The sequence below is a fragment of the Salipiger aestuarii genome, assembly GCF_003259905.1.
In the GTDB taxonomy this organism is placed as follows: domain Bacteria; phylum Pseudomonadota; class Alphaproteobacteria; order Rhodobacterales; family Rhodobacteraceae; genus Salipiger; species Salipiger aestuarii.
Genome location: NZ_QLMG01000027.1, coordinates 51600 through 60551, shown reverse-complemented (window position 1 = coordinate 60551; position 8952 = coordinate 51600). Strand labels below are relative to the sequence as shown.

The 8952-nt window shown below is 66.4% G+C and carries 10 protein-coding genes; 7 read left to right on the top strand and 3 right to left on the bottom strand.

Annotated elements, in window-relative coordinates; all coding sequences use genetic code 11:
* From ATI53_RS14415 to ATI53_RS14390, 6 genes are all read left to right on the top strand, one after another.
* Positions 1–373, top strand: a 373-nt coding sequence (locus ATI53_RS14415) for an IS5 family transposase (protein ID WP_111550691.1), incomplete at its 5' end; no start/stop codon positions are given.
* Positions 374–498: 125 nt separating this feature from the next.
* On the top strand, positions 499–1305 hold the full coding sequence (locus ATI53_RS14410; RefSeq protein WP_111550690.1) for a TatD family hydrolase: 807 nt from the start codon (positions 499–501) through the stop codon (positions 1303–1305).
* A gap of 22 nt (positions 1306–1327) precedes the next feature.
* Positions 1328–2128 (top strand): MBL fold metallo-hydrolase, encoded by an 801-nt coding sequence (locus ATI53_RS14405; RefSeq protein ID WP_111550689.1) that lies wholly within the window; start codon positions 1328–1330, stop codon positions 2126–2128.
* 81 nt (positions 2129–2209) lie between these two features.
* A complete protein-coding gene (locus ATI53_RS14400) occupies positions 2210–3145 on the top strand; it encodes an AEC family transporter (protein WP_009505809.1) in 936 nt (311 codons plus the stop codon).
* Positions 3146–3226: 81 nt separating this feature from the next.
* Entirely contained in the window at positions 3227–4522 is a 1296-nt protein-coding gene (locus ATI53_RS14395; protein ID WP_009505810.1) for an adenylosuccinate synthase, read from the top strand.
* Between the two features lies 1 nt (position 4523).
* A complete protein-coding gene (locus ATI53_RS14390; protein WP_009505811.1) occupies positions 4524–4757 on the top strand; it encodes a DUF2842 domain-containing protein in 234 nt (77 codons plus the stop codon).
* Positions 4758–6071: 1314 nt separating this feature from the next.
* Here ATI53_RS14390 and ATI53_RS14385 read toward each other — a convergent pair.
* The 3 genes from ATI53_RS14385 to ATI53_RS14375 form a co-directional block, all read right to left on the bottom strand.
* Entirely contained in the window at positions 6072–6674 is a 603-nt protein-coding gene (locus ATI53_RS14385) for an inner membrane-spanning protein YciB (protein WP_034453121.1), read from the bottom strand.
* Between the two features lie 70 nt (positions 6675–6744).
* Positions 6745–7614, bottom strand: coding sequence for a DMT family transporter (locus ATI53_RS14380; RefSeq protein WP_111550688.1), 870 nt, complete (start codon positions 7612–7614; stop codon positions 6745–6747).
* Positions 7611–8666, bottom strand: coding sequence for a DUF6902 family protein (locus tag ATI53_RS14375; RefSeq protein ID WP_009505816.1), 1056 nt, complete (start codon positions 8664–8666; stop codon positions 7611–7613). The genes ATI53_RS14380 and ATI53_RS14375 overlap by 4 nt, the downstream gene beginning before the upstream one ends.
* 56 nt (positions 8667–8722) lie before the next feature.
* Between ATI53_RS14375 and ATI53_RS23335 the strand changes: the two genes are divergently transcribed.
* A partial coding sequence (locus ATI53_RS23335; RefSeq protein WP_170134584.1) for a hypothetical protein occupies positions 8723–8952 on the top strand: 230 nt, incomplete at its 3' end.

The following is an 8952-nucleotide window of genomic DNA, read 5'->3' as shown; positions in this document are numbered from 1 at the left end:
CGGCCTGCCGGTCACGCTGAAGCTGACCGCCGGGCAGGCCCATGACGGCCGCTCTGCCGACGACATGCTCGCAACCATCGGGCCGGGCCAGACCCTGCTGGTCGATGCCGCTTATGACAGCAACCGGCTGCGCGAACACCTCGCGGAAATCGGGGCCAGGGCCGTCATTCGCCCGATCCCTCGCCGACGCGACCCGCCGCCGCTGGACCGGGACGCCTGCCGACGCCGCAATCGGATCGAGCGGTTTTTCTCGAAACTCAAGCATTACAGGGCTATAGCCACGCGCTACGAAAAGCACGACGCCAACTTCCTCGCCCTCGTCAAACTCGCCGCAACACGCATCTGGTTGCGTGTTTATGAGTCGGTGACCTAGCCCTCGGTACAGGCGCCGGTTTTCAACTTTGCACAAATACGCGCGCAGGGGGGCAGTGACCGGCGCCGGGTGTCTTGACCCTGCCCGCGCCATCCATGATACCAAGGCGGCAAAGGACAGCACGCATGACCCAACCGCCCCTTACCGACAGCCATTGTCATCTGGATTTCCCCGATTTCGACGAAGACCGCCCCGCCGTCATCGCCCGCGCGCTGGATGCGGGGGTGCACCGCATGGTCACCATCTGCACCCGGCTGCGCAACGAACCCCAGGTCCGCGCCATCGCCGAAGCCCATGACCCGGTGTTCTACGCCGCCGGCACCCACCCCATGAGCGCCGCCGAAGAGCCGCTCGCCACCGTCGACCAGCTGGTCGCGCTGGCGGATCACCCCAAGTTCGTCGGTATCGGCGAAACCGGCCTTGATTACCACTACACCGCCGAAAGCGCCGCGATCCAGCAAACCTCGCTTGCTGTTCATATCGAGGCGGCGCAGGAAACCGGGCTGCCGCTTATCATCCACGCGCGCGCCGCCGATGACGATATGGCGCGCCTCCTGTCCGACGCCTGGAAGGCGCGCAAATACACCTGCGTCATGCACTGTTTTTCCTCGTCGCCAGATCTGGCCCGGGCGGCGCTTGACTGCGGGTTCTACCTGTCGATGTCGGGCATCGCGGCGTTTCCCCGGTCGCAAGACCTGCGCGCGATCTTTGCAAGCGCCCCGCTTGACCGCATTCTGGTGGAAACCGACAGCCCCTACCTGGCGCCGCCGCCGCATCGGGGCCGACGCAATGAACCCGCCTATTCGGCGCTGACCGCGCGCATCGGCGCCGAGGCCTTCGGGCTGGATTACGACGCCTTCGCCGCGGCCACCGAGACGAATTTCGAACGGCTGTTCGCCAAGGCCGCCCATTGGGCACCGGAGGCGGCATGATCGCGGCAAGGCACCTCCGGCCATGACCGACCTGCGTATCACCATTCTTGGCTGTGGGTCTTCGGGCGGCGTTCCGCGTCTGGGCGGGCACTGGGGCGATTGCGACCCGTCCAACCCGCGCAACACGCGACGGCGCTGTTCGATCCTTGTGGAACGCATTGGCGCCGATGGGGTGACCCGGGTGCTGATCGACACCTCGCCCGACATGCGCCAGCAACTGCTGGATGCCGGGGTCGGCACGCTTGACGCGGTTGTCTACACCCATGCCCACGCCGATCACACCCACGGGCTGGACGACCTGCGCCAGATCGTGTTCAACCGCCGCGTCCGCCTGCCGGTCTGGGCCGATGACGACACCTCGGCGGCGCTGATCGCCCGCTTTGGCTATGCGTTCGAACAACCGCAAGGCAGCCCCTATCCGCCGATACTTGACCTCAACCTGATCAACGAGCGTTCGTTTGCCATCGACGGCGCCGGAGGCCCGGTGACGCTGCAACCCTTTCGTGTGCGCCACGGCAGCATCGACGCGCTGGGGTTCCGCATCGGCCGCGTCGCCTACCTGCCCGACGTGAACGAGATTCCCGAACCCGCATGGGAGCACCTGCAAGGGCTGGATTGCTGGATTCTGGACGCGCTGCGCCGCGCGCCGCACCCGAGCCATGCGCATCTGGACCTGTCGCTGCAATGGATCGCCCGCGCTGCCCCGCGTGAGGCGGTGCTGACCAACATGCACATCGACCTCGATCACGACGAGGTGGCGCGCGAAACCCCGGATCACATCCGCCCCGCCTATGACGGCATGATCCTGCGCCATGCGCTCTGAGCCCGCGCCGCATCTGCCCGGCGCTTTCCTGTTGCCCCATGCGCGCCGCATCGCGCGACGCCCTGTTCTGGACTGACCGCGATGCAGGCACTTTTCGATATCATCCTTCCGGTGTTTCTGGTGATCGGCGCCGGCTATCTGGCCAGCTGGCGCGGGCTGCTGACCGACAATGCCGTGGACGGGCTGATGGGGTTTTCCCAGACCATCGCCATCCCCTGCCTGCTGTTCAAGGCGATATGGCAGCTTGATCTGGGCGCGAATTTCGAGCCGGCGCTGCTGATCTCGTTCTACACCGGCGCGCTGACCAGCTTTGCCGCCGGGCTTGTGGGCGCGCGGCTGCTGTTCCGGCGCGACTGGGAAGACGCGGTGGTCATCGGCTTTGCCTGCCTGTTTTCAAATTCGCTGCTGCTGGGTCTGCCGATCACCGAACGGGCCTATGGCGCCGACGCGCTGGCGGGCAATTATGCGATCATCGCGCTGCATTCGCCCATGCTGTACGCCGTCGGCATCACCGCAATGGAAATCGCGCGCGCCCGGTCAAGCGGCACCGCGCTGCACCGCCTGCCTGTGACGATTCTGCGCGCGATGTTTCGCAACGCGCTGGTGATCGGCATCGCCATCGGCGTGGCGTTCAACCTTGCCGACATCGCCCTGCCCGGCCCGGTGCTTCAGTCGCTCGACATGGTGATCCGCACCGCGCTGCCCTCGGCGCTGTTCGCGCTCGGGGGGGTGCTGTTCCGCTATCGCCCCGAAGGCGACCTGCCGACCGTGCTGCTTGTCTGTGCCATATCGCTTGGTCTGCACCCGGCCATTGCCTATGGCATGGGGACCCTGCTTGACCTGTCGACCGAAGGGCTGCGGTCGGCCACCGTGACCGCGGCCATGGCGCCGGGGGTCAACGCCTATGTCTTTGCCAACCTTTACGGTCGCGCCAAGCGCGTGGCGGCGACCTCTGTGCTGCTGGCCACGGGGCTGTGCATCCTGACCAGCTGGCTGTGGCTGCATCTTCTGCCCTGACCGGGGGCAATCGCGGGCTTTCCCCCACCCGCCTGCTTCGCTATACGAGGCGCGTTTGGACCGCGATAAGGACAAGATGACATGGCGAACGTGGTGGTCGTAGGTGCCCAGTGGGGCGACGAAGGCAAAGGCAAGATCGTGGACTGGCTGTCAAGCCGGGCCGATGTGATCGCCCGCTTCCAGGGGGGCCACAACGCGGGCCATACCCTTGTCATCGACGGCAAGGTGTTCAAGCTGAACGCGTTGCCTTCGGGTGTGGTGCGCGGTGGCAAGATGTCCGTCATCGGCAACGGCGTGGTGCTGGACCCGTGGCACCTGGTCAAGGAAATCGCCAGCATCCGCGAGCAGGGCGTGGACATCTCGCCCGAAACGCTGATGGTGGCGGAAAACGTGCCGTTGATCCTGCCGATCCATGGCGAACTTGACCGAGCGCGCGAAGAAGCCGCCAGCCAGGGATCCAAGATCGGCACCACCGGGCGCGGCATCGGCCCCGCCTATGAGGACAAGGTGGGCCGTCGGTCCGTGCGCGTTGCCGATCTTGCCGACCGCGCCACGCTGGAAAGCCGTGTCGACCGCGCGCTGACGCACCATGATGCGCTGCGCCGGGGTCTTGGCCTGAAGCCGGTCGACCGCGAGGCTCTGATCCAGTCGCTTCTGGATATCGCCCCCGAGGTGCTGCAATACGCCGGGCCCGTCTGGAAGGTGCTGAACGAAAAGCGCCGCGCCGGCAAACGCATCCTGTTCGAGGGCGCGCAGGGCGCCCTGCTGGACATCGACTTCGGCACCTATCCCTTCGTCACCTCGTCCAACGTGATCGCCGGGCAGGCCGCGACCGGAACCGGCATCGGTCCGGGGGCGATAGATTTCGTGCTGGGCATCGTCAAGGCCTATACCACCCGCGTCGGCGAAGGCCCCTTTCCCACCGAGCTGGACGATGAAAACGGCAACCGGCTGGGCACGCGGGGGCGCGAATTCGGAACGGTGACCGGGCGCAAGCGCCGCTGTGGCTGGTTCGATGCGGTGCTGGTGCGCCAGACCTGCGCCACCTCGGGCGTCAACGGCATTTCACTGACCAAGCTCGACGTGCTGGACGGGTTCGACACCATCCGCATCTGCACCGGCTACGAGCTGGATGGAGAGATGCTGGACCACCTGCCCATCGCCACCGAACAGCAGATCCGCTGCGTGCCCGTCTACGAAGAGATGGAAGGCTGGTCCGAATCGACCGAGGGCGCACGCAGCTGGAACGATCTGCCCGGCGCCGCGGTGAAATACGTCCGCCGCATCGAAGAGCTGATCGGCTGCCCCGTGGCGCTGCTGTCCACCTCGCCGGAACGCGACGACACCATCCTCGTCACCGACCCGTTCGAGGACTAGGATGCCCTTGCGCTACAAAACCCGCAAACGCCTGGCGCTGTTGCTTCTGGTGGTCTGGCTGCCGCTTTACATCGCGGCAGCCGTGTCACTGGTGAATGCGCTTGACCGCCCGCCGATCTGGGCCGAGCTGCTGGTCTACGTCGTGCTTGGCTTTGTCTGGGTGCTGCCGTTCAAGTTCATCTTCAGGGGCGTCGGTCGCGAAGACCCGGATGCCCCCGACAGCGACGCGCCCTGACACATCTGCCCGCCCGGTTCGCGGGTGGGACTGCCGGATGCCTCCGGCGGGAGTTTTTCCGGCAAGATGAAGACCGGGCGCAGCGCTGCCGCTCGGTCTGGCGGTGAATATTCCGCCGAGTCGCCGGTCAGGCGTTGGGGGCAGCGCCCCTCGGTCCGCGGCGAGGGACGCGCATACCCGGTGGCATGCGAACCCGCGCGGCCGCCTTGTCGCATCGACCGAGCCTCTTTTCCGGGCGCCGCCCCTTGTTCGCGGTAACGCAACGGACATCATGAAATTTATGTCCAGCACGCCAGCGGACACGAATTAAATTGTCCTGTAGCCCCGCCAATGTTGAGACGGCGGCCTTCTCAAGCCAGCCGATACCCAGCCCTGCCGCCAGAGTCCTGACCGCGAACCCCCTCGGGCCGCCAACCGGGGTCGTTGACTTCCAGGTCCAGGCGAGCGCCGCCGTGCTGGTGTTTGCGTCGCTTGTCTATCCGGGAACCGGAGCGATGACCGCGCGACTGGCGTCTTTCTCGACGTTGCCCATTGCCCTCTTCGCGCGTCCGCCGGGCGCCGTGGTCTCTGGCCATTTCGAAGACCGCCTCGGGCGCAAGGCCACGCTTGTCGCGGCGCTGCGAAGGTGGGGGTCCACGTTGGTGATCGGCCCGCCGCCCATAACCGGATCGGCGTTGCCAGGCATCTGCCGCCGATTCGACCAGCGGGTTGGCCGTGGCGGCGAATGGGCTGATGGCCGAGACCGCCCCCGAGGACAAAAACAACTGGCGCGGCACGTCCCCGCCGCCGGGCCTGTTCCTGTGGTCGGGTCTGGTCCGGGGCTGGTGCAATTCATGCCCGAAGTCAGGTTGCCGGGCTGGGGCGTAACGGCGGGTGATTTGGGAGGCGCATACCGCTCCTTGCCTTGGCGAAGCTGATCCGGTGTCCGGCTGTGGGTCCGGTTGTCGATCGTCGAAACTCCCGATTTTCAGAGAGCCATCGACATCGAGGACCGCGCCGCCGCACCCGTGATCGCGCTTTTGCCACTCACAAGGTGCCGATCATGCGTGGCACACGGAGGTGGCGCTGGTGACTTTTGTGCTGTTCCGTCTCCGCACCGCCTATCTGCGGAACCACAATGCCAGGATGGCAACGATCCCGTTTACCGACGCGCTGGCGATCCGGAGCCGTGATCGTTGGCCTGTTCGGGCGGCGTGAAGTCACGACCACGCCGGGGATCGCGGCCCGGCTTTCTGTGCACCCTGCCGAGTGCCGCGCCGGGGACCCAAGCGACGCCTGGCGGCGCCGGTGTCGGGCACACCGGGTCAGATCGCGTCAGTCGGCCTTGTCTTCGACCGCGTAGGTCTTGAACAGGCCGCCTTGGGTCATGAAGAAGATGAAGATCGCCGCCGTCAGGCCGAAAGTCTTGAAATACACCCAGGTTTCCGTCGAGAAACTGCGCCAGATGATCTCGTTCAGCAGCGCGAGGGCGAAGAAGAATGCGCACACCCGTCGGGTAAGGATCATCCAGCCCGCGTCCTGCAAGGGCATGACCCCTTCCATCACCTTGCGCAGCCAGCTTTCGCCGCGCAAAAGGCCGACCCCCAGGGTCACACCGAACAGCAGGTAGATCAGCGTCGGTTTCATCTTGAAGAACCGCTCGTCGTTCAGCCACACCGACAGTCCGCCGAACACCACGATCAGCACCGCCGTGACGATCTGCATCGGCGACAGGTGGCCTGTCAGTTTCCACAACGCCACGGTGCTGGCCAGGATCAGCGGAATGAACCCTGCGGTCACGAGGATGAACCCTTCGTATTCCTTACCGCCCAGAACAAAGGTCCGGTCCTTGACCAGCAGATAGGCGGCGAAAAACACCACGATAGGGCCGATCTCAAGCGCCGGTTTGAGAAAGGGGGGGGTCTGTTTGGCCGCCATGCGCGTCTCCGGGTCCATGTGTCCGGGAACAGATAGCCGCTGGGGCCTTGCTTCTCAATGGTGTGGGCGGTCAGGCGGCGGCGCGCCGCATCGGTAACGCTTCGTCAGCCACCAGCCACAGGCCGGACCCGATCACCAGCAGCGCCCCCAGCACGGTGCCGGTTGTGGGCATTTCACCAAAGCCCCACCAGCCGATCGCGACCATCCACAGGAATTTGAGGTTCATCACCGGGGTGGCGATATGGGCAGGCAGCAGCCTTAGCGCCTCGACCGACAGCCAGCGCGCGGCGAACAGGGCCGCAGCGTAGCTCAGGAACCAGATCAGATCGGCCGCTGCCACCGGCTTCCAGACGAAAGGCAGCGCCGCCCCCATCACCACCATGACCGCGAGGTTGGGCCAGAACACCTGCGCCAGCGGCGCCCGCTCGGTACGGCTGATCAGCCGCGCCAACAGCAGCGATCCGGTTCCGCTGAGCACCGCGAACAGCGCCCAGATGTGGCCCGCCCCCGGCGCAAGATGGCCCACGGGCACAAGGCACAACAGCCCCGCCGCCCCGATCGCAAGCGCCACCCAGGCAAGCGGGCGGACCCGTTCGCCCAGCACCGGGCCGGAGAGCGCCGCCGACATCAGCGGCATCAGGGCGATGAACACGAACACATCGGCAAACGGCAGCAACGCAAACGCCTGGAAAAACCCGAGCGAGGCCGCCACCGTCAGCCCCGCCCTCAGCGCCATCGGCCGACGCGCGCGGATGCGCAGGGATTGTCCGCTGCCCCTCGCGGCGGCAAGCGACATCGCGATCACCAGGGCGGAGCTGATCGCAAACAGTTGCGGCGCGGCATATTCCGCCGCCACCAGCTTGGTGATGCCGTCGGCGACCGAAATCGCGCCGGTATACAGCACTGCCAGCCCAGCCCCGGTCAGCACGGCGGTTTTCATGCGTGGCCCGCGCGCGCGAAGCCTTCGAAGAAGGCATCGAAGTGGGCCGATTGTCCGGCCAGCATGTCGATGACCTGCAGGGCCTGTGGCGACATGCGGCCTTCGACCCGCGCGCGCATGACCCCCCAGTCGGGGCGTCGCGCCGCGCCTTCGGCAAATAGCGCCTCGGACAGTTCGCGCAGCGGCGTGGCGCGCGGCGCGCGGGCAAAGCTCATTCGCCCCGACGTCAGCGGCGTGCGAAAGGCCGGTCCCCCCGCCACAGCGGCGTGCCAGTTGCACACGAGGAAATCGTGGTAGTCATCGGCGATCGAGCCGTGATCGCCGGTTTCGACAGCGAAGAGATGCGTCTCGCGTTCAAGCCATGCGGTCCAGAACGGCGGCGGCGTTTCCCCCGCATGGCGCAGCGCGATGCAGATCTCGGACAGCAGGTCCGAATTCTGTTCGAGAAACGCAAGGTTTCCGGCGAAATGCAGGCTGGTGATGGCGCGCGCGTCCAGCCCCGGATCGCGCCGACCGTATTCGCCAAGGTAATAGACAATATGGGTCAGCTCGTAGGCGGCTTTCTTGTTGGGCAGCGTGAAGGTCGCGGTGCGCGCGCAGAACGCGCGCAGCCGGTCCGGCAGCCCTGCATCGCCTGCCGGGGCGACACCGCGTCGCGCCAGCAACCGGCGCGCTTCCATACGTTGCAGGTCGGACAGTTCGGCCCCGGCCAGATCATCGCGGGCGGCGATCCGGCACAGGCGCTCGCCGATGTCGCCGCCAAGCCCGAGGTCTTCGAGGTCCAGCACCATCGACAGCAAAAAACGGTAATATTGCGGAAAGAACGCCATGCGGTCCTGCACATCGGCCAGAAAGTCTGCGTGCAGGTCCAGCGCGGCGCCGGGCACTCGCGTCCCCGTGCATTCCAGGATGTTCAGCAGCTCGGCGTTTTCCTTGAGCCAGAACGCGTCTTCACGGTGCCGCCGCCGATTGGCGAAACTGTCAATCAGCGCGTGCAACTGGTCGTCGTGGCGAATTTCCGGCTGGCGGCGAAGTGCGATCACGTTGGTCATGTCTGGGGTCCTGGCTGGCCTGATTGCGCTGAAAGGGTGCGTCGGGGGGCCGGACCATGGCTCCCCCGAACGGCTTGCGGGCGCCTCACCCTTCAGGGCGCCCGCAGCAAACCCGCACTTATGCGCAGGAGGTGGCGGCCGCGGTCAGTTCGGAGGGTGCGGCGCAGGACGTGGCGGTCGCGGTCAGCTCGGAGGGTGCCGCGCAGGACGTGGCGGTCGCGGTCAGCTCGGCGGGTGCCGCGCAGGAGGTGAAGGCCGAGGTCAGCTCGGCGGGTGCCGCGCAGGA

Bases quoted from the DNA above. Each gene is read 5' to 3' on its own strand.
- ATI53_RS14410 (WP_111550690.1), top strand. From the start codon at position 499: ATGACCCAACCGCCCCTTACCGACAGCCATTGTCATCTGGATTTCCCC.
- ATI53_RS14380 (WP_111550688.1), bottom strand. From the start codon at position 7,614: ATGAAAACCGCCGTGCTGACCGGGGCTGGGCTGGCAGTGCTGTATACC.
- ATI53_RS14405 (WP_111550689.1), top strand. From the start codon at position 1,328: ATGACCGACCTGCGTATCACCATTCTTGGCTGTGGGTCTTCGGGCGGC.
- ATI53_RS14385 (WP_034453121.1), bottom strand. From the start codon at position 6,674: ATGGCGGCCAAACAGACCCCCCCCTTTCTCAAACCGGCGCTTGAGATC.
- ATI53_RS14390 (WP_009505811.1), top strand. From the start codon at position 4,524: ATGCCCTTGCGCTACAAAACCCGCAAACGCCTGGCGCTGTTGCTTCTG.
- ATI53_RS14395 (WP_009505810.1), top strand. From the start codon at position 3,227: ATGGCGAACGTGGTGGTCGTAGGTGCCCAGTGGGGCGACGAAGGCAAA.
- ATI53_RS14375 (WP_009505816.1), bottom strand. From the start codon at position 8,666: ATGACCAACGTGATCGCACTTCGCCGCCAGCCGGAAATTCGCCACGAC.
- ATI53_RS14400 (WP_009505809.1), top strand. From the start codon at position 2,210: ATGCAGGCACTTTTCGATATCATCCTTCCGGTGTTTCTGGTGATCGGC.